Source organism: Ideonella sp. (assembly GCF_035254525.1).
Lineage (GTDB): Bacteria > Pseudomonadota > Gammaproteobacteria > Burkholderiales > Burkholderiaceae_C > Ideonella.
This window is the reverse complement of sequence record NZ_DATFAN010000157.1, coordinates 1-22142: the sequence shown is the minus strand read 5'-3', so window position 1 is coordinate 22142 and position 22142 is coordinate 1. Positions and strand designations below refer to the sequence as shown.

The following is a 22142-nucleotide window of genomic DNA, read 5'->3' as shown; positions in this document are numbered from 1 at the left end:
GTGAGTGCCGTGATGGCGGCGCAAGGTTGATTCAGCGTCGTGCCTGTTGGCTCAGCACCGTCACCTTCACGGCGTCGACATTGCCGTTGGCGTGGCCGTTGAACTCCAACCACAGGCGACCGTCGGCACTGACGAACTGGTTCGGCCCGGCGGCCAGCAGACGCACCGGCGCCTGATCGCCCAGCGCCACCGTGGGCCGGTGGCGCACGCCTTCGACGCTCAGCCGGCTGCCGTCGGCCAGCAGGTATTCGCCGCGCACGGCCGCGAACTCGTCGCTGCCCAGCGCGCGGGCGCTGCGGCCGACGACCTCGACCTCTTCCGCCGGGGCGGCCCGGGCAACGACAGGAACCAGCGACGCCGCCAGGCAGGCCGCGGCGAGCGCCACGATGAATCGGGACATGACGAACCTCCAATCGAGTCTTTGAAGGTCCGCAGTCTCGCCAGCGGCCGTGCGAAGTCACGCCACGTGCGACAGGCCGTCGCTTCGGCGGCATGGGCTGCACCTGATGGAACTTTTCCGGCCTGCATCGGCCATACTTGCCCGAGGGCCACCACACGCCATCAAGAGGGACGCGCCATGCGACACGCCCGCACGCTCATTGCCATCGCCGCCGCTGCGATCGGCGTCGCGCTGTACCTGTACACCCGGCCCGCGCACGGCGCCGACGCCGCCGAGCCCAAGGTGCTCAACGTCTACAACTGGTCGGACTACATCGCCGACGACACGCTGAAGAACTTCGAGCGCGAGACCGGCATCGTCGTTCGCTACGACAACTACGACGCCAACGAGATCCTGCATGCCAAGCTGGTGGCCGGGCGCAGCGGCTACGACATCGTCGTGCCCAGCGCCCACTTCGCCAAGCAGCAGATCGAGGCCGGCCTGTTCCGCAAGCTCGACCGCTCATTGCTGACGAACTGGGGCAACCTCGACCCCGCGCTGCTCGCCCAACTGGCCAAGGTCGACCCCGGCAATCAGTACCTCGTCGACTGGCTGTGGGGCTACGTCACCATCGGCATCAACCGGCCGAAAGTCGAGCGGGCGCTGGGTGGCCAGCCGCTGCCGGCGAACCCGTGGGACCTGATCTTCGACCCGAAGTACGCGAGCAAGCTCAAGGCCTGCGGTGTCAACTTCCTCGACTCACCGTCGGAGGTGCTGCCGGTGGCGATGCTGCACGCGGGCAAGCCCGGCTACAGCCGCGTCGCCGCCGACTACGACGACGCCGCCGCACTGCTGAAGAAGGTGCGGCCCTACGTGACGCGCTTCTCGTCGTCCGGCTACATCAACGACCTGGCCAACGGCTCGCTGTGTGCGGTGATGGGGTACTCGGGCGACATCAACATCGCCCGCGCGCGGGCGATCGAGGCGAAATCGGGCCAGGTGATCGAGGCGCTGGTGCCGCCGCAGGGCTCGACGCTGTTCTTCGACACGATGGCGATCCCCGCCGATGCGCCGCACCCGCACAACGCCCACCTGTTCATCAACTACATCCTGCGGCCGCAGGTGCACGCGAGCCTGACCAACAAGGTCTTCTACGCGAACCCGAACAAGGCCTCGCTGCCCTTCGTGCAGAAGGACGTCGCGGCGAACCGGACCATCTTTCTCGGCGCCGACGACATGGCCCGGATGACGGCGCCCGATGCGGTGCCGCAGGACATCCGCCGCGTGCAGACGCGCGTCTTCACAGCCTTCAAGGCAGGGCGCTGACGAGCCAGCCGGCGCCTCACTGGAACGAGCCGGGGTCGAGCGTGCAGCGCGAGGTGATCAGCGCGTGCGCGTCGCGCCCGTCGTGCGTCGTCGGCCATTCGCGGCGCACGTCGAACTGCGCCGTGCCGCGCGCCACGCACTGTGCATGCGGATCGGCCAGCCCGATCGTCAGGCCCTTGTCGACCGGCCGCATGACATAGGCGGTGAACCCCACCACCTCGACGAGCGCCAACCCCAGGCCGATTGCCAGCCACTGGCGGGCGGTGAGACGGCTGGTCGGCTTGTCGAGAAACAGGTAGCGCATGACGGGCAGATGACAGGGCCCTGCCATTGTTCGCACCGGCGCGCCGCCTGTATCTCCCCCGAAGTGGGGGCGGCCGTCGTTTGAATTGGGGATGGCCGGCGGCAAAGAAAAATCCCCTTGCACGCGTTGGCGTGGCAAGGGGATCGTTCTGGCGGAAAGGGGGGGATTCGAACCCCCGATACGGGAGGACCCGTATGCCGGATTTCGAATCCGGTGCATTCGACCACTCTGCCACCTTTCCTGAACTCTCTGGCACCCGTGGTCACTGGGTGAAGCCGCGCATTCTAGCCCAGAAAGGCGTGCTCACTCGTACAGGCGGGCCACCTCGTCGTCGGCGCGCATCAGCGCCAGCAGCTCGTCGGCCGGCGGGATGCGGGCGGCGCCGTCGGTGCCCTCGAGCAGCAGGTCGGCGAGTTCGCGCTTGTCGCGGTGCAGCGTGAGGATCTTCTCTTCCAGCGTGCCCTGGTTGACCAGGCGGTAGACGGTGACCGGGCGCTGCTGGCCGATGCGGTGGGCGCGGCCGCTGGCCTGGTCCTCGGCCGCCGGGTTCCACCAGGGGTCGGCGATCACCACGTAGTCGGCCACCGTCAGGTTCAGGCCGAAGCCGCCGGCCTTCAGGCTGATCAGGAACAGCTCGCCCTGGCCGGCCTGGAAGGCATCGACGCGCTTGGTGCGCTCGGCGGCGGGCGTGCTGCCGTCGAGGTACTGGTAGGCGATGCCGGCCGCATCGAGCGGCTCGCGCAGCAGCGCGAGGAAGTCGACGAACTGGCTGAACACCAGCGCCTTGTGGCCGTTGGCCACCAGCTCGGCGGCCAGCTCGGCAAAGGCCTGCACCTTGGCCCCCTTGGCGCTGACGTGCGGGCTGACCAGGCGCGGGTCGCAGGCGGCGCGGCGCAATCGTGTCAGGCCGGCCAGCACGTTCAGGTGGGCCTGGCCGGGTGCGTCGCCTTCGAGGCTGCGCTCGGCGGCGATCAGCGCATCGCGGCGCAGCGCCTCGTAGTGCGCGGCCTCGGTCTCGTCGGGCTGCACGCGCAGCACGAGCTCGGTGCGCGGCGGCAGGTCGTCGAGCACCTGGGCCTTGGTGCGCCGGAGCACGAAGGGTGCGATCAGGCGCTTCAACTGCCGCTGCGCGGCCTTGTCGCGCTGGCGCTCGATCGGGCCGGCGAAACGCTCGGCAAAACGCGCCGAGGTGCCGAGCAACCCGGGGTTGCAGGCGCGCATGATCGACCACAGCTCGCCGAGCCGGTTCTCGATCGGCGTGCCGGACAACGCGAAGCGGAAGTGAGCTTGCAGCGCGAACACCGCCTGGCTGCGCTTGGCTGCCGCGTTCTTGATGGCCTGCGCTTCATCAAGCACCAGCGTCGCCCAGTCGCGGCTGGCGAAGGCTTCGGCGTCGATCTGGAGCATCGGGTACGACACCAGCAGCACCTGGCCCGGCCCGGCGGCCTGGATCGCCGCCTGGCGCTCGCCGGGTGCGCCGCCCTCGGCATAGATCTGCACCGACAGGCTGGGCGCGAAGCGCCGCGCCTCGGCGCGCCAATTGCCCATCAGCGAGGTCGGTGCCACCACCAGCGCCGGCCCGGCACCGGCGCGCGCCAGCAGCACGGCCAGCGCCTGCAGCGTCTTGCCCAGGCCCATGTCGTCGGCCAGGCAGGCGCCGAGGCCGGCATGCGCCAGCCGCATCGCCCATTCGAAGCCTTCTTCCTGGTAGGGCCGCAGGTGGGCCTGCAGCGTGGCGGGCAGCTTGGGCACCAGGCCTCGCGCCTCATCGAGCCGGCGCAACTGCGCGGCGAAACCGGCGTCATAGTCGACCTGGGCACCCTGCACCACCTCCTGCAGCCAGGGGGCCGCGACGCTGGGAATGCGCAGCGCCGCCAGGTCGTCGCCCTTGGCACGGTGGGCTTCGGCCACGGCAGCGAGGTCGGCCAGCCGGTCGCGCAGCTCCTGCGTCAATGCGGCGTAGCGACCTTCGCCGAGGGGCACGAAGCGGCTGCCGCTGCCGGCCGCGCCGATCAGCTGCTGAAGGCCCAGCACCAGGCCTTCGTCGAACTGGAGTTCGCCCTGCACCGCGAGCCACTCCTGGCGCGTGTGCACGCGCAGCGCAAGCTGCGCGAGGCCGGCGGATTCGACGCGCAGTGCACGGCCCTGCGGCCAGTCCATCTGCACCGCGCCGGCCAGCCGGTGCAATGCCTCGACCAGCGCCAGCGCCTGCTCGGGGTCGTCGAGCTGCCATTCGCAGGGCGCGCCGGGCTCGGGCGGCGGCAGCCAAGGGCAGGCGTCGAGCACCGCTTCCAGGTGGGCTAGTTCGGCCGTGAGGTCGCGCTGCACGCCGAGCATCTCGCCGCGCAGCGTGGCGACGATGCGGGCGCGTCCATGGCCGGGCACCAGGCGCGGGCCATCGGCGCGGTGCTCGTCGCCGAAGGGCGCGGCGACGAGGCGCAGCTGCAGGCCGGCGCCGACCGGCATCAACTCCGCGCGCAACCGCGCCGCGGCCGGCAGCTCGCGGGCGGCCTGCGCGGTGGCGCCGTCGTCGGCATGGATGCGGAAGTGCGTGCCCAGGCCGGCCAGCACCTGCTGCAGCTGCGTCGCGCCTTCGCGCGGGATCTCGAGCCCCTCGGGGCCCAGCAATTGGGCGACGCGCTTTTGCGCCGGCGTCAGCCGCACGAGGCGCGCGCGCTGCGGCGTGTCGCGCACGATACAGACCAGGCGCAGCGCATCGAGCTCCTTCTGCTCGGCGGCGCTGCCGGCCCAGCGCGGCGCCGCGGCATCGTGCCCGATGTGCATCGTCGGCAGCATGCGCACGCGCAGCTTGTCGCCTTGCTGGACCACGTCGAGCTCGGGCCCGGCCTCGGCGAGCTCGATCAACTGCTCCGGCGCGTCGGCGAAGGCCAGCACCGGGTGCCCGGGCAGCGCGGCGACGGCGCTTGCGACGTCGAGCCGCCAATCGCGGCCGTAGCTCTCGTGGCGGATGGCCGCCACCACCGCGGCATCGTGCGGCGCCAAGGCGGCGGCGCCGCGCTGCAGGCGCGCGAGCGGCACCTCCTTGGGCTTGCCCCAACCGCGCGCGCCGTGCTTCTGCTCGTGCGGCACGAGGTCGATCACCCGGCCCTGGCCGTCGACATCGAGCAGCCAGAGCAGCCGGGTCGGCACGGCCTCGCGGGCGGCGGCAGGAGCCGACTCGGGCGATCCGGCCAAGGCCACCGCGCCCAGGGCGCTCAGCGCCGCCTGCCACGGCGCCTCGGGGCCGGGCACGAAGAACCAGGGCGGCGCCGGCTCGCCAGCCAGCACCTGCATCGCTGCATCCAGCTCGGCTTCGAGCCGCGCCAGGCCTGCGTCGCGCAACTGGGCCTTCAGCGCGCCGGCGGCTTGCGCCTCGGCGGCCGACAGCGGCTCGGCTTGCGCGCCCTGCTTGAGCCAGGCCCGCATCAGCCAGCGCCACAAGTCCAGCGGCGAGGCGTGGCCCGGCACGCTGTAGCGCGAGGGCAGGAATGGCGCCAGGTTGCGCGGCACCTCGCCCAGGTGCATCTGCAGCGCCAGCGCCACGTAGCCGTAGGGCGTGTCGAGCACGGGCTCGCGCTTGCCCCCCTCGGCCAGGCAGAACTTCAGTGCCTTGGTGTTGGCCGCCGCGTTGCGCTGGCCGAGCAGGCTGGCCACGTAGAGCAAGCCAGTCCGGTGCGACAGCAGGTTGTTGCGCTTGCGGCTGGTCTGGCGCAGCGTGGCCAGCGCGGCGTCGAAACCCGTCTCGGCTTCGGCCCAGCGCCCGGCCTGGGCCGCCAGGGCGGCGGTGAAGGTGTCACGGCCGGCCGTGATCTGCGGCATCTGCGGCGGCACTTCGGGCGCCGAATGCAGCAGCGCTTCGAGTGCCTCGCGCTCGCCGGCACACAGCAGGTAGTCGGCGAAGGTCCAGCGCAACAGCTCCGCCCCGTGCATCAGCGCCGGTGTGGCCGAATGGTCGGCGAGCCATCGCTCGGTCAATGCGCGAAGCGACCAGCCCTCCACTGACCGCCAGGTGCCGACCCAGGCCCGCCAGGCAGCGAGCATCGCGTTGAGCTGCCAATCGACCGACAGGCGCGCGAACAGCACGTCGCTCAGCGCGTGGTCCAGGGCCGTCTCGACCAGCGTGAAGGCTTCGACGCCCCAGGGCATGCGGCGATCGAGCGCCTGCAGCGCTTCGGTCGAGATGCCGGCCAGCAGCTCGAGGCGGACCAGCGCGAACGCGGCTTCGAGCGTCGGCACCCGCTCGCCGGTGATGCGGCTGACGGCCGCCTGCGGTGCGTAGTGGTCGGCATGGGCCAGGGCCTCGCGCAGCACCGGCGCCGGCACGCGCTCGAACAGGCGCTCCAGCACGGCCGGCAGCACCGGCGCCACGACGCGCCAGAAGCCCGGCTTGCGCTCGCTGCTTTCGATCCAGCCGCCCTGGTGCAGGCGCGCCAACGCCAGCCGCACCTCATCGATCGTCGGCCTCACGCGGGCCGATTCGCGCACCGCCGGGTGGGCCAGCAGCTCGGCCACCCAGCCGCGCGGCCGCGGCGCCGCGCCCAGCGCGAGCGCCGCCAGCGCGTCACGCTCGACCGGCGCCAGCGCGCCGAGCCGGTCGGGTGAGGCGCCGGCCTCGGTCACGCGACCAGGCGCGTCTGCCCGCCCAGGTAGGAGCGCAGCACCGCCGGCACGGTGATCGAGCCGTCGGCGTTCTGGTAGTTCTCGAGCACCGCCACCAGCGTGCGGCCCACCGCCAGGCCCGAGCCGTTCAGCGTGTGCACAAGCTCCGGCTTGCCCTGCGCGTTCTTGAAGCGCGTGCCCATGCGGCGGGCCTGGAACGCCTCGCAGTTCGAGCACGAGCTGATCTCGCGGTAGGTGCCCTGCGCCGGCAGCCAGACTTCGAGGTCATAGGTCTTGGTTACGCTGAAGCCCATGTCGCCGGTGCACAACAGCATCACGCGGTACGGCAGCTCGAGCTTCTGCAGGATGGCCTCGGCGTGGCCGGTCATCTGCTCCAGCGTCTCGTAGCTCTTCTCGGGGTGCACGATCTGCACCATCTCGACCTTGTCGAACTGGTGCTGGCGGATCATGCCGCGCGTGTCGCGCCCGGCCGAGCCGGCTTCCGAGCGGAAGCAAGGGCTGTGCGCGGTGAGCTTGATCGGCAGCTGGTCGGCCTGCAGCATCTCGCCGCGCACGGTGTTGGTCAGCGAGATCTCCGAGGTCGAGATCAGGTACTGCTCGGCCTGCTCCTCATCACCGCCTCTGAGCACCCAGAACATGTCTTCCTTGAACTTGGGCAGCTGGCCCGTGCCTTCGAGCACCTCGCGGTTGACGATGTAGGGCGTGTAGCACTCCGTGTAGCCATGCTCCTGGGTCTGCACATCCAGCATGAACTGGGCGAGCGCACGGTGCAGGCGGGCGACCGGGCCCTTCATGAAGGTGAAGCGCGAGCCGCTTAAGCGGGCGCCGGTCTCGAAATCGAGGCCCAGCGGGGCGCCGAGATCCACGTGGTCCTTGACCTCGAAGTCGAAGGGACGCGGGTCGCCCCAACGCCGCACCTCGATGTTGGCATGTTCGTCGGCCCCGACCGGCACGCTCTCGTGTGGCAGGTTCGGGATGCCCATCAGCAACTGCGACAACTCGAACTGCAGCACATCGAGCCGTTCGGCGCCGGCCTTCAGCTCGTCGGCGATGCCGGTCACCTGGGCCATCAGGGCCGAGGCATCTTCACCCTTGGCCTTGGCCTGGCCGACCTGCTTGGAGATGCTGTTGCGCTGGGCCTGCAGCTCCTCGGTGCGCACCTGCAGGCGCTTGCGTTCGGCTTCGAGCGCCGTGAAGGCCGGCACGTCGAGAAAGGGTTGCGGGGCCTTGCGTGTGTCGAGCCGCGCGACGACGGCGTCGAGGTCCTTGCGCAGCAGGGTGATGTCGAGCATGGTGGGCTTTCGGAAAGACGGGGCATTGTAGAAAGCGAAGCTTCAGTGAAGCCTCGTGTCGCGCGGCGACGTGATGCCGAAGCTAAACGGCGCCTCATGAGACCCATGGGCGCCGTTCGCATCGAGAACGAAGCGCCGTCAGGATCGGGAGGAGCTCACTTCCGCCATCGACTTGTCGCCCAGCCCCTTGGGCAGCGGGAATTCGATGTGCTCCTCGGCGCCCGGCAACCGGCGCACCGACACGGCGCCCAGCGCGCGCAGCCGCTCGACGATGGCGTTGACCAGCACCTCGGGCGCCGAGGCGCCGGCCGTCAGGCCCACGCGGGGGCGGTCGTCCAGCCAGGCCTCCTGCAGGTCTTCGGCCGCGTCGACCATGTAGGCCGGCGTGCCCAGCCGCTCGGCCAGCTCGCGCAGGCGGTTGCTGTTCGAGCTCGTCGGGCTGCCGACGACGATGACCACGTCGACCTGCGGCGCCATGAACTTCACCGCGTCCTGCCGGTTCTGCGTGGCGTAGCAGATGTCCTGCTTCTTCGGCTCGCGCACGAGCGGGAAGCGCGCCTTCACCGCGGCCAGGATCTCGGCCGCATCGTCGACGCTGAGCGTCGTCTGCGTGACCACCGCGATGCGGTCGGGCTTGGTGACGGGCGCGGTGGCCACGTCGGCCACGTCCTCGACGAGGTAGATGCCCTCGTGCAGCTGGCCCATCGTGCCCTCGACCTCGGGGTGGCCCTTGTGGCCGATCATGATGAACTCGTAGCCCTCCTTCGCCAGCTTGGCCACCTCGACGTGCACCTTGGTGACCAGCGGGCAGGTCGCGTCGAAGACCCGGAAGCCGCGCTTGGCCGCCTCGGTGCGCACCACCTTCGGCACGCCGTGGGCCGAGAAGACCAGCGTCGCGCCGGGCGGTACGTCGGCCAGGTCTTCGATGAAGATCGCGCCCTTGGCCTTCAGGTCGTTGACGACGTAGGTGTTGTGGACGATCTCGTGGCGCACGTAGATCGGCGCGCCGAACTTCTTCAGCGCGCGTTCGACGATCTCGATCGCCCGGTCGACCCCGGCGCAGAAACCGCGCGGTTCGGCCAGCAGGACCTCGTGGGGCTGGATCGCCATGGCTAGAGAACGCCGATGAGGCGGACCTGGAAGGTCACCGCCTGGCCCGCGAGAGGGTGATTGAAATCGAACAGCAGCCAGTCGTCGCCGCACTCGCGCACGACGCCGGCGAAGCGGCCGGTGCCATCGGGGGTCGGGAACTCGACCACATCACCGACGTGGTAGTCGGCTTCGGGGTCGCCGTGCTCGGCCAGCAGGCTGCGCTTGACCCGCTGCAGCATCTCGGCATTGCGCTCGCCGAAGGCTTCGCCGGGCGCCAGCACGAAGGTGGCTTCGGTGCCCTCCTCCAGCCCGATGAGCTTGCTCTCGATGGCGGGCGCCAGCTGGCCCGCGCCGACCGACAGGGTGGCGGGCTGGTCGTTGAAGGTGCTGACCACGTCCGCCCCATCGGGGCCGGCGAGGCGGTAGTGCAGGGTCAGGAAGGACCCTTGTTGGACGGTGTTCACCGCGCGATTTTATCGGCCGACGGGACTGCCATGGGCTGACATGCCCAGTGCCCCACGTTTGCGCAGGCTCAAACGCCGTACCGCTTCACGCCGCTGGACGGGGCCCGGGGCGCGCCCGCGGCGACGTGGTGGGCTGGGCCCGTGCGCCGTGGGACGCCAAGCACCGGACCGCGGACGGTGCGGCCGAGGCGGTGAATCACCACCGTGTGGAGGGTGGCGACGGCGGCTGCGGCACCAACACATCCCGCCCCCCGCAGGCCATGCTCTGGGCCGCGGACGGCTCGTACGTCGTTCTCGGCACTTCTGCCGAGGCTCTCGCAGTGAAGCGCGCGAACCGCCTGACGCCACCGTGACGCGTGACCGAACGGCCGGGCGACGGGCCCATCCCACCAATGGGGGGTCGCGCGGGTGGCGGGGTGCTTGCTAGCCTTCGGGCTCCAACCTGACGAGCCGGCGAGGGAGCGGCCCTTCATGACGATCAAAGAACTGCCCGCCGCGCTGCGGCCGCGCGAGAAGCTGCTCGCGCACGGGCCTACGGCGCTGGCCGACGCCGAGCTGGTGGCCCTGCTGCTGCGCACCGGCATGAAGGGCAAGGGCGTGCTCGCGCTGGCCGAGGAACTGCTGGCCGGCTTCAAGGGTGTGGCCGGTCTGCTGCACGGCAAGGCCGACGACTTCCGGCGCATCAAGGGCATGGGCCCGGCCAAGCGCGCCGAGATGAGCGCGGTGATGGAGCTGGCGCGGCGCGCGTTGGCTCAGCAGCTGCGACACGGGCCGGTGTTCGATTCACCGGCCAAGGTGAAGGATTTCGCCGCGCTGCAGCTGGCCAGCCTCGGCCACGAGGTCTTCGCAGTGCTGTTCCTCGATAGCCAGCACCGGCTGATCGAGTGGCGCGAGCTGTTTCGCGGCACGTTGACGCAGACCAGCGTCTACCCGCGCGAGGTGGTGCGCCATGCGATGGACCTGAACGCCGGGGCGGTGATCCTGGCGCACAACCACCCTTCGGGCCTGGCCGAGCCCTCGCGCGCGGACGAGTTCCTGACCCAGTCGCTCAAGAGCGCGCTGGCGCTGGTCGACGTGCGGGTGCTGGACCATCTGGTCGTCGGCCAGGGGCAGGTCGTCAGCTTCGCCGAGCGGGGGCTGCTGTAGCGGGACAATCCCGGTATCGTGAAGTCCAACAGCCTGAAAGACCTGGGCGCCCTGCGCGATGCGATGCGCGCGGCCCAGGCCGAAGCCGCGGCGATCCGCGCGAAGGAAGCCGCCGAAGCCGCTCGGCGCGAGCGTGAACGGCACGCGTTTGCCCATGCCGTCGGGCCGGTGAAGCCGGTGCGCAGTGCGCCCAAGGCCGCCTCGACCCGGCCGCCGCCCGCGCCGGAGCCGCGCCAGCGCGCACTCGACGAGCAGGCCGCGCTGCGCGAGGCGCTGTCGGATGAGGTCGACATCGAATCGCTGCTGCTGACCGACGACGGCCTGAGCTTCCGGCGGCCGGACATCGGCGTCGACGTGCTGAACAAGCTGCGCCGCGGCCAATGGGCCATCCAGGGCCAGATCGATCTGCACGGACTTCGGCGCGACGAAGCGCGCGAGGCGCTTGCCGGCTTCATCCGCCAGGCTCACCAGCAGGGTCGCCGTTGCGTACGCGTCGTGCACGGCAAGGGCCATGGCTCGCCCGGCAAGGCACCGGTGCTCAAGGCCAAAGTGCAGCGCTGGCTGGCGCAGCGGCGTGAAGTGATCGCATTCGCCCAGGCGCCGGGGCCGCAGGGCGGCGCCGGTGCACTGGTTGTGTTGCTGGGGTCGAAGTAGCGCTACTTGGCCTTGATGCCGACGGTGAACTCGGCGAGGCTCAACGAGCCGTCCTTGTCCTTGTCGATCATGTCGAACTTGTCGGCGATCGCCGGCAGCATCTTGCTTTCCTCACGCGACAGCTTGCCGTCGTGATTCGTGTCGGCCTTGGCGAACAGTCCGGACGGGCCGCTGTCCGGGCCGGCCGCCGTGGGCGGCAGGTTGGCCGGGTCGGTCGGGGCCTGGGCGGCGGGCGCCTGGCCCTGCGTTGCCTGCGCGTGGGCGGCCAGGGTGCCCAGCGTGCCCAGTGCCAGGAAGGCACTGGCCAGCACCAGTTTCGAAGACGCGCGAACGCGGTTGCGGCTTTGCATTGAGCAACTCCTCAGTCGGTTGAAGAAGGCCCCAATCTAGCCAAGCCACCCACGCTTTCCAGGCCTTTTGCCGGGCGTTTCCCGGCTTACCTGCGTGCCGCCTCGCTTGCGAACGCTTGCCGATTCACACAGCCCGGGGCTTGTGCCGCCATCAGGGCTTCATCGCGCCGGCCGGCCGCAGCGGCACAGCAACAGGCGCCAACGCATTGACCGCACTGACCGTGGCGCGCCATGGCCGGAGCCCCTGGCCCGGCCAGGGGTGAAAACGCACGCGCCGCTCGGTGCCGGGAGCCAGGTCGAAGAACTCGTCGTCCGGTGTCCAGCCATCGACCTCGAAGTGCACGCCGCGCACGGCGGCCCGGCCGCGCAATCGAACCTCGATCGTGCGGCCATCGCCGGCCGCCTGGGCTTCGGCCGTGAGGCCGAGCTCGGCGCGGCGCAGCGCGCCGGTGTCGATGAAATGCACCCGCTCGGCTTCACCCGCATCGCCCTGCCAGTGCAGCACCAGCACGTCGGACGGCGGCGGGCCGAAGCGGTAAGCCCACGAGGCATCGGTGAAGCCCTCGAGCCAGTCGGTCAGCGGCCAGGACTGGGTCGAGCGCGCCGGCAGGCGCAGTGCGCGCGATGCTTCGGCCACCGGCCACTCGCCCTCGCGGTAGAGCACCACGCGCAAGCTGCCGTCGTGGGCCCGGGCGTGCTCGTTCACCGCGTGCAGCGTGAGGCCGTTCAGCCCATCGTCGGTCACGCCCAGGTGCAGCGGCTGGCACACGCGCGTCAGGGCGTGAAAGGCCGCCTTGGGCTGGCCTTGGTCGTCGAGATAACCCCAGCCGGCACCAGCCCACAGGTCACGCAGGAACCAGACCAGCGCGCCGCGGCAGGCCGAGCCGGCGCTGCGCCACTGGCTGAAGGCGCCGGTCACCGCCTGCACCGCAGCCGCGCGCCCCAGCATCAGGTGGCGCGCGGGGTCGCTCATGCGCAGGGCTTGCGGGTCCTCGCCGAAGAGCTCGTGCACATAGTGGTCACGCACGTCGTCGAAATCCCAGGCGGCGCCCAGGTCGCGTGGCGCGCGGGACTTCCACAGCGGGTTCGGCGGGCGCAGCGGCTGATCGCCGTTGAGCGCGCGCAGCCGGGCCAGCGTCGAATCGGGCGGCACCTGCGCGAAAGCCAGGCACTCGCTCGCGAAGCGCAGGCCGCTGGCCCGCGCATCGGCCAGCGGGCGGCGGTAGGCGCCCACGCCGTAGTACGAGGTCGTTCCCGCGCTCGGCTGGAACGGGAATGCGCCGCCATGCGCACTGGAGGGCCACCAGGCGACGTTCGGCAGCGCGGCCTTCACCGCGGCGGCGATGCGCTCATGGAACAGCGGCGGCTGCCAGTGCTCGCGCCCGGCGCCCCACATCGCCGCCTGCTGCTCGACCTCGGAATTGCCGCAGACGAGCACGACGCTGGCGTGCCGCGACCAGCCGGGCAGCTGGCTGGCGAGCTCAGCATCGACCTCGGCGGCGAAGCCGGCATCGTCGCCGGGGTAGTCCATGTTGGCGAACATCAGCTCCTGCCAGACCATCAGGCCGAGCTCGTCGCACAGGTCGAAGAAGGCCGGCGCCTCGTAGGCCATCGTGCCGCCGACGCGGATCAGGTTCACGCCGGCATCGCGCAGCCGCGTCAGCACCTCGCGGTAGCGCGCGGGCTCGGCGTGCAGGCGCAGCGTGTCCAGCGGCACCCAGCAGACGCCGCGGGCGAAGACCGGCTCGCCGTTGATGCACAGGCCGAAGCCGCCGCCGGCGGTGTCGAGCTCGACCGAGCGGAAGCCGATCGCGCCGAGCTCGATGGACCGTTCGGCGCCGTTCGATGCGCGCACCAGCAGGCGCGCTGCGTGAAGTGCCGGTTTGCCGTGCGTGGCCGGCCACCAGGGCTCGGCCTCGTCGATGTGCAGCAGGCCCTGCCAGGTGTCGCGGCTGTCATCGCGCTGCAGCGCCGCGTCGTGCGTACGGCCACCGTGCGCCAGCGTCAGGCGCAGCGCTTCTATGCCGGCGCCCGGCGCGAAGCTGCAGCGCACGCCCAGCTCGCCAGCTCGGCCGACCAGGCGCGGCTGCAGCTCGATCGACACCAGCCGCGCCGCATCGGCCACTGCGAGCCAGGCGCGGCCCCACGGCCCGACCACCACCGCCGGCGGCGACCAGCCCGGTGTGCGCCCCAGCAGCGTCGTGCGCCACCAGCGCAGTTGCTGCTGCGCCAGCATCGGCGAGCGCCAGCGCGGCCGGGGGCGGCGCTGCGCCAGTGCATCGGCCAGCGGGTCGAAGCGGATCAGCAGCTCGTTGCCCTGCGCACGCAAGGCATCCACGCCGAGCGGCAGCGCGTGGGCGCGGAACATGTTGCGGCTTTCCAGCAGCCGCTCGCCGTTGAGCCAGACCGTCGCGAGAGTCGCCAGGCCGTCCAGCCCCAGCGTGCCACCGGCCACGGCCCAGCCGGCGGGCGCGTCGAAGCGGCAGCGGAACCACCAGCACTCGCGATCGAAGTCGCGCACCGGCCCGTCGAGGCTCCAGTGGCCGGTCGCCGCCAGCGCTGCTGCAACCGGCATCGGCTCGGGAATGTCGAGCCAGGCCGCGTCGCCCGGCGCTTCGCCACCCGGCTCGCCGCGCGCCAGCGCCCAGGCGCCGGCCAGCGGCGTTCTATGTCCAGCAGCCCGCATGACCGAGTCTCGAACGCGGTTCGCCCAACTCATGCCCCACACGCCGGGCGCGCGAAGCGCCGCCCCCTTCAAGTGGCGTGCGCGGATCCGGCTGTGCCGGTCCGCTGCGCGAGCCCCCTCGGGGGGCAGCCCCCGGAAGGGGGCGTGGGGGCTCGTTCATGCGCGGGCAGTGAGTTCCTCAACCGCCGAGCGGATCGCGCCGACGCTGGAGAACACGCTGCGGGTGAGCATGTGGTCGGGGAATTCGATGTCGAACGCGCCTTCGAGTGCCAGCATCACGTTGACGCTGGCGTGCGAGCTCATGCCGGCCTGGTACAGATCGGCGTCGTCGGCGAGTGTCGCGGCATCCTTCGCGAGGCGGGCGTGCTGGGCCAGGATGGCGCGGATACGGGTGACGGTGTCGCTCATGGTCTCTCGGGTCAATCGGAATCGGAAGGCGTTGAATCGGTTCGGGTCGTCAGGGCCACCACCACGGCGCAGGCATGGCCGCCCTCGTGGCTGATCGACACGGCCCAGTCGCGCACGCCCTGGCCTTGCGCCAACGCGGCCGCGCGGCCATGCAGTGCGAGCGCGGGGCGGCCGCCGGGCCCGCGGGTGAGTTCGATGTCGCGCCAGCCCACGCCCGCCTCGGGCCAGTCCAGCGCCTTGATCACGGCCTCCTTGGCGGCGAAGCGCGCCGCCAGGCGCTCGTGCAGCGCGGTGTCGCCGTGCACGGCGCCGGCATCGGCCACTTCGGCCGCGGTGAACAGGCGCCGCGTGAAGCGCTCGCCGAAGCGGGCCAGCGAATCGGCGATGGCCGCCACGCTGACGGTGTCGATGCCCACGCGCACGCCGGCGGCCGGCGCGGGCAGCACCGGCGTGAGCTGGTCGATGAGGTCGTGGGCGTCCGGCATAGGGTCGCCGAATCATAGCGGCGGGTGCCGTTTCTACACTTGCGCGCCGGGCATAGTTCACGCGTCCTGGGGCGCATCTCCCTGGTTCTTGGGGGGTGCGCCGGCGCGCCCGGTCCCACTGGCGAGGCCAAGCACGAAGCGGCGCATCGCGCGCCACACGACCAGCGGCATCTCGTGGCCTCCGTCGAAGGGCAACCAGGTCACTTGCGCCCCGGCGGCCTGCAGCAGGTCGCGCAGCCGCTCGCCGGCGCTGAAGGCCAGGTCACCATCGGCGCGGCCGTGGGTCACCAGCGCCGGCAGGCCGCGCAGGCGCTCGACATGCGGCAGCCATTCGTCGAGTGCGATGCAGGTCGACGACAGCAGCGCCACGCCGGCGATGTCCGCCATCACGCCCGGATCGCCCTGTGCCAACAGGTGGTCCATCAGCAGCATGCCGCCTTGCGAGTAGCCCACCAGCACGAAACCGCAGCCGGGGTGTTCGGTGCGCGCGCGGGCCAGCGCGGCGGCGAGCACCGCACGCGCGGCCGGGCGCTCGCGGGGGTGGCGATCGAACAGGTCGCTCGGGCCGGCGGCCAGGCGCGCGGCCCGGTGTGCCGGATCCACCGCCCACCAGGAGCGGCTGCCGTCGTCGTTGCGCACCGGCCCCTCGGGGAACAGCGCCGGGATCGGCAGGGCCAAGGCATCGACCATCGGCCGCAGCACCGCCGGATCCATGGTCAAGCCATGAAGGAAGATCAAGACCAAACGTTTTTGGGGGGTTGGCACAGCGTGATTTCGAGTTTCGCCATGAGACACTTTGTTTCGCATGCTCGCGGGCGACGATAACGGATTCGTCGCCCATCCTTTTGATTCATCGCGACCTCACCATGAGCCAGACTGCACCCAGTTTCGCCACTCTGAACGAGGCCGTGCGCCGCATCGCCCAGGAGGTGGCCGCCAAGCACGCCGACGATGTCGACGCCAGGGCGCGCTTCCCGCACGAGGTGGTTGCGGCGCTGCGCGAGGCGCGCGCCTTCTCGGCGCTGGTGCCGAAGGACCTGGGTGGCAGCGGCCTGACGATGCGCGAGTTGGGGACGCTGGTCAGCACGCTGGCGCAGGTCTGCGGCTCGAGCGCGATGGTGCTGGCGATGCACTACAACCAGCTCGGCTGCATCGCGCGCCACCATGGCGGCAGCCCGTTCTTCCTCCAGTTCATGCGCGACCTGGTCGAGCGCCAGTGGCTGATCGCGTCGATCACCTCCGAGGTCGGCACCTTCGGCGACACGCGCTCGAGCATCTGCGCGGTGCAGCGCGAAGGCGATCGCTTCACGCTGGTGAAGGAGGCGACCACCGGCTCGTACTGCGCGGACGCCGACGTGATCGTCGTCACCGCGCGGCGCGACGCGCAAGCGGGCGCGAGCGACCAGGTCCTGGTGCTGCTGCAGGAGGGCGACTACACGCTCGAGCAGACCACCACCTGGGACACCATGGGCATGCGCGGCACGGTGAGCCCGGGCTTCAAGCTCACCTCGGGCGCGCCCATCGAGCAGATCATGCCGGTGTCCTTCGGCGACATCGCGGCGCAATCGATGGTGCCGTACTCGCACATCCTGTGGTCGTCGCTGTGGTGGGGCATCGCCGCCGGCGCGCACGGCAAGGCCGCCACCTACGTGCGCAGCGTGGCCCGCAAGAACCCGGGCACGACGCCGCCGACGGCCGTCGCGCTGGCCGAACTGAGCGTCGAGCTTCAGACCATGCGCCACCATTGGCAGGGGCTGGCCGACGAGTTCGATGCGATCGCCGCCGCCGGCACCGGGGCCGAAGAGCTGCCCAAGATCGGCTGGGCGCTGAAGATGAACAGCCTGAAAACGGCCTGCTCCGACGCCGCGCCGCGCATCGTGCACGGCGCCTTGCAGATCGTCGGCATCCTCGGCTACAAGAACGACAGCCCGTTCGCGATGGGCCGCGCCTACCGCGACGCGCTGTCGGCCTCGCTGATGATCTCGAACGAGCGCATCGCAGCCAAGAGCGCGGCGATGCTACTGGTCTTCAAGGACGAATGACCCGATGAGCAAGACCTACGACTCCGCCGAATTCCATGCCGAGCTGGTGGCCGCCGGCCTGATCGTGCCGACCACGATCAAGGGCGGCTACGGCCGCGGTGCCGTCTTCGAGGACATCCTCGAGCGCTTCGATGCGCTGGTGATGCGCAACGCCGCCGGCGACGGCGCCGAGGCGCTCACCTTCCCGCCCATCGTCGCGCGGCAGATGATCGAGACGCTCGGCTACCTCGACAACTTCCCCCAGCTCGCCGGCAGCGTGCACAGCTTCTTCGGCAACGAGCTGCAGGCGCGCGAGCTCTCCGAGCGCGTGGCCAAGGGCGAGCGCTGGGAAGACCTGCTCGACATCACCGAGGTGATGCTGCTGCCCGCCGCCTGCTACCCGGTCTACCCGGTGTTCAGCGGCCTGCTGCCCGAGGGCGGGCGGTTGGTGACGGTCAAGAACTGGTGCTACCGCCACGAGCCGTCGGACGAGCCGACGCGGCTGCAGTCCTTCCGCATGCGCGAGTTCATCCGCGTCGGCTCGCCCGACACGGTGGAAGCCTGGCGCGATGGCTGGCTGCAGCGTGGGCTGACGCTGCTGCAGGGCCTGGGCCTGCCGGCGGCGAGCGACGTGGCCAACGACCCCTTCTTCGGCCGCGCCGGCAAGATGATGGCCACCAGCCAGCGCGAGCAGCGGCTGAAGTTCGAGATCATGGTGCCGGTGATCTCGCTCGAGAAGCCGACCGCGATCTGCTCGTTCAACTGGCACCAGGAGCACTTCACCGGCAAGTACGGCATCCGCCAGGGCGACGGCGCGGTCGCACACACCGCCTGCCTGGGCTTCGGGCTCGAGCGCTGCACGCTCGCACTGCTGAAGACGCACGGGCTGGATCCGGCGCAGTGGCCGGCCGACGTCCGCGCCCAACTCTGGCCCTGACGCCGTGGCGCTGAGTGACGTCCGCCGGCGCGCGAGCGCCCTGCCAGGCCTGGACCCGGCCACCTACCAGCGCCACGCGCTGCACGGCGAGAGCGCGCAGTGGCCCGAGAAGAACTGCTACATCGACCTGTGGATCGAGCTCGTCCACGCGCTCGGCGGCGACCCGCATGCGATGCTGGGCCACACGCTGCCGATCGACTTCGAGGGCGACCAGTGGACCTTCTTCAAGCCCTCGCATGACCAACTGCGGCGCCTGTACGGCATCGACGTGCAGGAGCTCACCATCTGGCGCCCGCTGGCCGACCATGCGCTGGAGCACCTGGCCCACGGCAAGCTCGTCAGCGTCGAGGCCGATTCGTTCTGGCTGCCCGACACCGCCGGCACCGACTACCGGCAAAAGCACAGCAAGACGACCATCGTGCTGGCCGACATCGACCTCGATGCGCGGCGCCTGACCTACTTCCACAACGCCGGCTGCTTCGCGCTCGATGGCGAGGATTTCGACGAGACCTTTCGCTTCGGCAAGCCCGACGACCCGGCCTACCTGCCGCTGTTCGCCGAAGTGATCCGCTCCGACCGGCGCGTGATCCGCCCGCTGGCCGAGTTGCGCGCCGCGGCGCGCGCCGACCTCGCCGAGCAGTACGCGCGCCGGCCGGCCACGAACCCGGTGCGCCGCTTCGCCGAGGCCTTCGAGCGCGACCTGGCCGTGATGCGCGAGCGTGGGCTGGAGCACTATCACGCCTGGGCGTTCGCCGGCACGCGGCAGCTCGGCGCGGCCGCCGAGCTGACCGCCCGCTGGATCCAGTGGATGAGCGATGCGCCCAGCCCCGCCGAGCAGCGCGCGATCGACGCCTTCGACCGCCTCTCGGCCGGCGCGAAGACCTTCATCCTCAAGGGTGCACGGGTCGTCACCTCGAGCAAGCCGGCCGACCTGGGCGCCCTCTTCGGCGGCATGGTCGAGGCCTGGGACGAGGGCATGGCCGCCCTCGGCGACGTAATCGCCCTACAGGTCGAGCACCAGCCTCGCTGATTTCGAGCGCGAGCAGCACGGCGTGAACTGGTCGTTCGCGGCGTGCTCCTCGGGCGTGAAATACAGGTCGCGGTGGTCGGGCGTGCCGGCGAGCACGCGGGTGATGCAGGTGCCGCACACGCCCTGCTCGCACGAGGTCTGCACCTCGACGCCGGCCGCGGCCAGCGCCTGCACCACCGTCTTGTCCTTCGGCACGACGACGATGCGGCCGGAGCTCGCGATCTGCACCTCGAAGCTCGCATCGCCCGCCACGGGCGCCAGCTCGGCGGCGAAGAACTCGTAGTGCAGCTGCGCCTCGGGCCAGCCGTTGGCCCGCGCGGTGCCGAGCACGGCATCCATGAAGCCCTTGGGACCGCAGACATAGAGGTGCTCGCCGGCTTGCGGCTTGGCCAGCCGCGCGCCGATGTCGAACTTCTGCCCGGCCGGGCCGTCGTCGAAGTGCAGCGCGGCCTTCGGCGCAAAGGCCGAGGCGGCGATGCGCTCGGCAAAGGCCGTGCGCTCGCGCGACCGGGTGCAGTAGTGCAACTCGAACTCGGCGCCCGTCGCCGCCAGCCGCTCGGCCATGCACAGGATCGGCGTGATGCCGATGCCGCCGGCCAGCAGCAGGTGCCGCTTCGCGTCGTGGGCCAGCGCGAAGTGGTTCTTCGGCGCGCTGATGGTCAGCACATCGCCCACCTGCACCCGCTCATGCATCGCCGCCGAGCCGCCGCGGCCGGCCGGATCGTGCAGCACCGCGATCAGGTAGCGGTGACTCTCGGCGGGGTCGTTGCACAGCGAGTACTGGCGCGTGATCGGGTTCGCGGGGTCGCCGACCGTCACGTCCACGTGCGAGCCGGCCGAGAACGACGGCAGCGGCCGGCCCTCGGCCTCGACCAGCTCGAAGCTGCAGATGCCCGCTGCCTCGGCCCTCTTGCCGGCGACACGCACGCGCAGGGCACCTGCCACGCTCATACCACCTCCGCAGTCGTACCCTGCTCGGCGGCGATCAGCCGCTCAAGCACCTTGCGCGATTGCACGCCGCCGGCGTCGATGTTGAGCTTGAGCAGGTTGCGGTCCGGCCAGGCCAGCAGGTTCTGCTGCTGGCGCTCGAGCATCTCCAGGTCTTCGCCGAAGATCTTGCCCTGGCCTTCGCGGATGCTCGCGGTCAAGGCCGGATCACCCACCTTGAAGCGGCGTGCCATGCCCCAGAAGTACCACATCGAGGTCTCGGTCTCGGGCGTGATGAAGTCCACCACGACGCTGGAGGCCTTGACCGACGCGGGCGCCTCGAAGCCGCCCTGGCCGGCCAGCGCCACGCCCACCTCGATCAACACGTGGCTGGGCGGCGAGAAGCGGCAGATCTGCCAGCGGTCCACCGGCTGGTCGTCCGGCAGGCCGTTGGCGCGCAGCGCCATCTGCCAGAACGGCGGCGCGATGATGTTGTTCATGAAGCGGCTGGTGACCACCTCGTCGCCCTCGGTGCGCGTCGTGCACGGCACCTCGTCGATCTCCTTCTGGCCGATGCTGGTCGAGTGCACGTAGGTCTCGTGCGTCAGGTCCATCAGGTTGTCGATCATGAGCCGGTAGTCGCAGGCGATGTGGTACAGCCCGCCACCAAAGGCCCACTCGGGGTGGTTGGCCCATTCGAGAGGGTGGATCGCCGCCGGGTCGGCCTGTGCCGCGTCGCCCGGCCAGACCCAGATGAAGCCGTGGCGCTCGACCACCGGGTAGCTGCGGATCGCCGGGAAGCCGCGCACCCGCTGGCCGGGCATCGCCACCGTCTTGCCGTCGCAGCCCATCTCCAGTCCGTGGTAGCCGCAGACCAGCTTGCCGTCGATCACCTTGCCCAGCGACAACGGCGCGCCGCGGTGCGGGCAGAAGTCTTCGAGCGCGGCCACCTCGCCACCTTGCCCGCGGTAGAACACGATGGGCTCGTTGCAGATCTTGCGGCCGAGCGGCTTGTCGGCGATCTCGTCGGGCGTGCAGGCCACGTACCAGGCGTTCTTCGGGAACATCGGCTTGTCTCCAGGTCGGGGTGGTCGTTGAATTGGATCCAATTATGGCCAACATTGGCTATTTAATGCCAGAATATCTGCCATATTGGATCCCGCATAGCCCAACCAGACAATGCCTGACCTTCTTCCCGGCGCCGACAGCGGCAGCGTCGTCGCGACGTTGCGCAAGCTGATCATCGAAGGCCGCTACCCCGCCGGCACCCGGCTGGCCGAGATCCCGGTGGCCACGGCCCTCGGCGTGTCGCGCACCCCCGTGCGGCTGGCGTTTCGCACGCTCGCGCAGGAGGGGCTGCTGCAGTTGACCGGCAAGCGCGGCTTCGTCGTGCGCGCCTTCTCCGAAGCCGACGTGCAGTGCGCGGTCGAGGTGCGCGGCGCGCTGGAGGGCCTGGCCGCGCGGCGCCTGGCCGAGCGCGGCATGCCGCCCGAGGTGGAAGCGGCGCTGCGGCAATGCATTGCCGACGGCGAGCGCCTGCTCGGCAAGGGCCGGCTCGACGAAGATGCCGTCAGCGGCTGGGCGGCGCTGAACCACCGCTTCCACACCGCCATCGTCGGCGCCACCGGCAGCCAGGTGATCGCCGATGCGATCGCCCGCAACAACCACCTGCCCTTCGCCTCGGCCGACTCGATCACGATCGACCCGACCGCGCTCGACCGTGAGTACCAGAAGCTGCACTTCGCCCAGGCCCAGCACCAGCTCGTGTTCGAGGCGCTGCAGCGGCGCGAGTCGGCGCGCGTCGAGATGCTGATGCGCGAGCATGCCTACATCGGCCTGCGCTATGGCGCCCTATTTGGCCTCGAGCCGGGCGTCGCAGCGTAGCCTCGGCGCGCCCCTATGATCCCGCCATGGCATTCACGGCACACGAGCCCGGGGCGATGGCGGATCTGCGCCGCGCCGCGTGGCGCTGGTTGCATGGCTGGTGGCGCATCGTCCACCTCGGCGCCACGCTGATCGTC

Annotated in this window: 20 protein-coding genes and 1 tRNA gene; 7 read left to right on the top strand and 14 right to left on the bottom strand. The window is 70.8% G+C overall.

The annotated features are described in order from the left end of the window. Positions 1-31 precede the first annotated feature (31 nt). A complete protein-coding gene (locus tag VJ693_RS15810; protein ID WP_324155626.1) occupies positions 32-400 on the bottom strand; it encodes a hypothetical protein in 369 nt (122 codons plus the stop codon). A 177-nt stretch (positions 401-577) separates the two neighbouring features. On the opposite strand from VJ693_RS15810, the gene VJ693_RS15805 reads away from it, so the two are divergent. Beyond that, entirely contained in the window at positions 578-1705 is a 1128-nt protein-coding gene (locus tag VJ693_RS15805; RefSeq protein WP_324155625.1) for a polyamine ABC transporter substrate-binding protein, read from the top strand. A 16-nt stretch (positions 1706-1721) separates the two neighbouring features. On the opposite strand, the gene VJ693_RS15800 is transcribed toward VJ693_RS15805, so the two are convergent. The 6 genes from VJ693_RS15800 to VJ693_RS15775 form a co-directional block, all read right to left on the bottom strand. Beyond that, positions 1722-2009 carry a hypothetical protein gene (locus tag VJ693_RS15800; RefSeq protein WP_324155623.1) on the bottom strand — a complete coding sequence of 96 codons (288 nt, stop codon included), beginning with the start codon at positions 2007-2009 and terminating at the stop codon, positions 1722-1724. Positions 2010-2158: 149 nt separating this feature from the next. Then, positions 2159-2250, bottom strand: a tRNA-Ser gene (locus tag VJ693_RS15795). 62 nt (positions 2251-2312) lie between these two features. Next, positions 2313-6629 (bottom strand): DEAD/DEAH box helicase, encoded by a 4317-nt coding sequence (locus VJ693_RS15790; RefSeq protein ID WP_324155620.1) that lies wholly within the window; start codon positions 6627-6629, stop codon positions 2313-2315. Continuing rightward, complete coding sequence (serS, locus tag VJ693_RS15785) at positions 6626-7921, bottom strand: serine--tRNA ligase (RefSeq protein ID WP_324155619.1); 1296 nt, start codon at positions 7919-7921, stop codon at positions 6626-6628. The genes VJ693_RS15790 and serS overlap by 4 nt, the downstream gene beginning before the upstream one ends. A gap of 138 nt (positions 7922-8059) precedes the next feature. Continuing rightward, positions 8060-9031 (bottom strand): 4-hydroxy-3-methylbut-2-enyl diphosphate reductase, encoded by a 972-nt coding sequence (ispH, locus tag VJ693_RS15780; protein WP_324155617.1) that lies wholly within the window; start codon positions 9029-9031, stop codon positions 8060-8062. Positions 9032-9033: 2 nt separating this feature from the next. After that, positions 9034-9477 (bottom strand): FKBP-type peptidyl-prolyl cis-trans isomerase, encoded by a 444-nt coding sequence (locus VJ693_RS15775; protein WP_324155615.1) that lies wholly within the window; start codon positions 9475-9477, stop codon positions 9034-9036. Positions 9478-9948: 471 nt separating this feature from the next. On the opposite strand from VJ693_RS15775, the gene radC reads away from it, so the two are divergent. Together radC and VJ693_RS15765 are read left to right on the top strand one after the other, a co-directional pair. Further along, positions 9949-10623, top strand: coding sequence for a RadC family protein (radC, locus tag VJ693_RS15770; RefSeq protein ID WP_324155613.1), 675 nt, complete (start codon positions 9949-9951; stop codon positions 10621-10623). Positions 10624-10641: 18 nt separating this feature from the next. Continuing rightward, entirely contained in the window at positions 10642-11277 is a 636-nt protein-coding gene (locus VJ693_RS15765) for a Smr/MutS family protein (protein WP_324155611.1), read from the top strand. Between the two features lie 2 nt (positions 11278-11279). Here VJ693_RS15765 and VJ693_RS15760 read toward each other — a convergent pair whose 3' ends face one another. From VJ693_RS15760 to VJ693_RS15740, 5 genes are all read right to left on the bottom strand, one after another. Further along, positions 11280-11627, bottom strand: coding sequence for an EF-hand domain-containing protein (locus VJ693_RS15760; RefSeq protein WP_324155609.1), 348 nt, complete (start codon positions 11625-11627; stop codon positions 11280-11282). Positions 11628-11778: 151 nt separating this feature from the next. Beyond that, positions 11779-14313, bottom strand: coding sequence for a glycoside hydrolase family 2 protein (locus VJ693_RS15755; RefSeq protein WP_324155607.1), 2535 nt, complete (start codon positions 14311-14313; stop codon positions 11779-11781). Positions 14314-14469: 156 nt separating this feature from the next. Continuing rightward, entirely contained in the window at positions 14470-14721 is a 252-nt protein-coding gene (locus VJ693_RS15750; protein WP_324155606.1) for an acyl carrier protein, read from the bottom strand. Positions 14722-14732: 11 nt separating this feature from the next. Further along, a complete protein-coding gene (gene acpS, locus VJ693_RS15745) occupies positions 14733-15206 on the bottom strand; it encodes a holo-ACP synthase (RefSeq protein ID WP_324155604.1) in 474 nt (157 codons plus the stop codon). Between the two features lie 57 nt (positions 15207-15263). After that, positions 15264-15944: a hypothetical protein gene (locus VJ693_RS15740; protein WP_324155603.1), complete on the bottom strand. Its 681-nt coding sequence runs from the start codon at positions 15942-15944 to the stop codon at positions 15264-15266. A 128-nt stretch (positions 15945-16072) separates the two neighbouring features. On the opposite strand from VJ693_RS15740, the gene VJ693_RS15735 reads away from it, so the two are divergent. From VJ693_RS15735 to VJ693_RS15725, 3 genes are read left to right on the top strand one after another with little or no spacing between them, the layout of a single operon-like run. Then, positions 16073-17248, top strand: a complete 1176-nt coding sequence (locus tag VJ693_RS15735) for an acyl-CoA dehydrogenase family protein (protein ID WP_324155601.1) — start codon at positions 16073-16075, stop codon at positions 17246-17248. 4 nt (positions 17249-17252) lie between these two features. After that, positions 17253-18164, top strand: a complete 912-nt coding sequence (locus VJ693_RS15730; RefSeq protein WP_324155600.1) for an amino acid--[acyl-carrier-protein] ligase — start codon at positions 17253-17255, stop codon at positions 18162-18164. Between the two features lie 4 nt (positions 18165-18168). Further along, complete coding sequence (locus VJ693_RS15725; RefSeq protein WP_324155598.1) at positions 18169-19194, top strand: DUF1839 family protein; 1026 nt, start codon at positions 18169-18171, stop codon at positions 19192-19194. Here VJ693_RS15725 and VJ693_RS15720 read toward each other — a convergent pair. Both VJ693_RS15720 and VJ693_RS15715 read right to left on the bottom strand, forming a co-directional pair. Continuing rightward, positions 19168-20145 carry a PDR/VanB family oxidoreductase gene (locus tag VJ693_RS15720; RefSeq protein WP_324155596.1) on the bottom strand — a complete coding sequence of 326 codons (978 nt, stop codon included), beginning with the start codon at positions 20143-20145 and terminating at the stop codon, positions 19168-19170. The genes VJ693_RS15725 and VJ693_RS15720 overlap by 27 nt on opposite strands. Beyond that, on the bottom strand, positions 20142-21188 hold the full coding sequence (locus tag VJ693_RS15715; protein ID WP_324155595.1) for an aromatic ring-hydroxylating dioxygenase subunit alpha: 1047 nt from the start codon (positions 21186-21188) through the stop codon (positions 20142-20144). The genes VJ693_RS15720 and VJ693_RS15715 overlap by 4 nt, the downstream gene beginning before the upstream one ends. 112 nt (positions 21189-21300) lie before the next feature. Between VJ693_RS15715 and VJ693_RS15710 the strand changes: the two genes are divergently transcribed. Then, entirely contained in the window at positions 21301-22005 is a 705-nt protein-coding gene (locus VJ693_RS15710) for a GntR family transcriptional regulator (RefSeq protein WP_324155593.1), read from the top strand. Positions 22006-22142 lie beyond the last annotated feature (137 nt).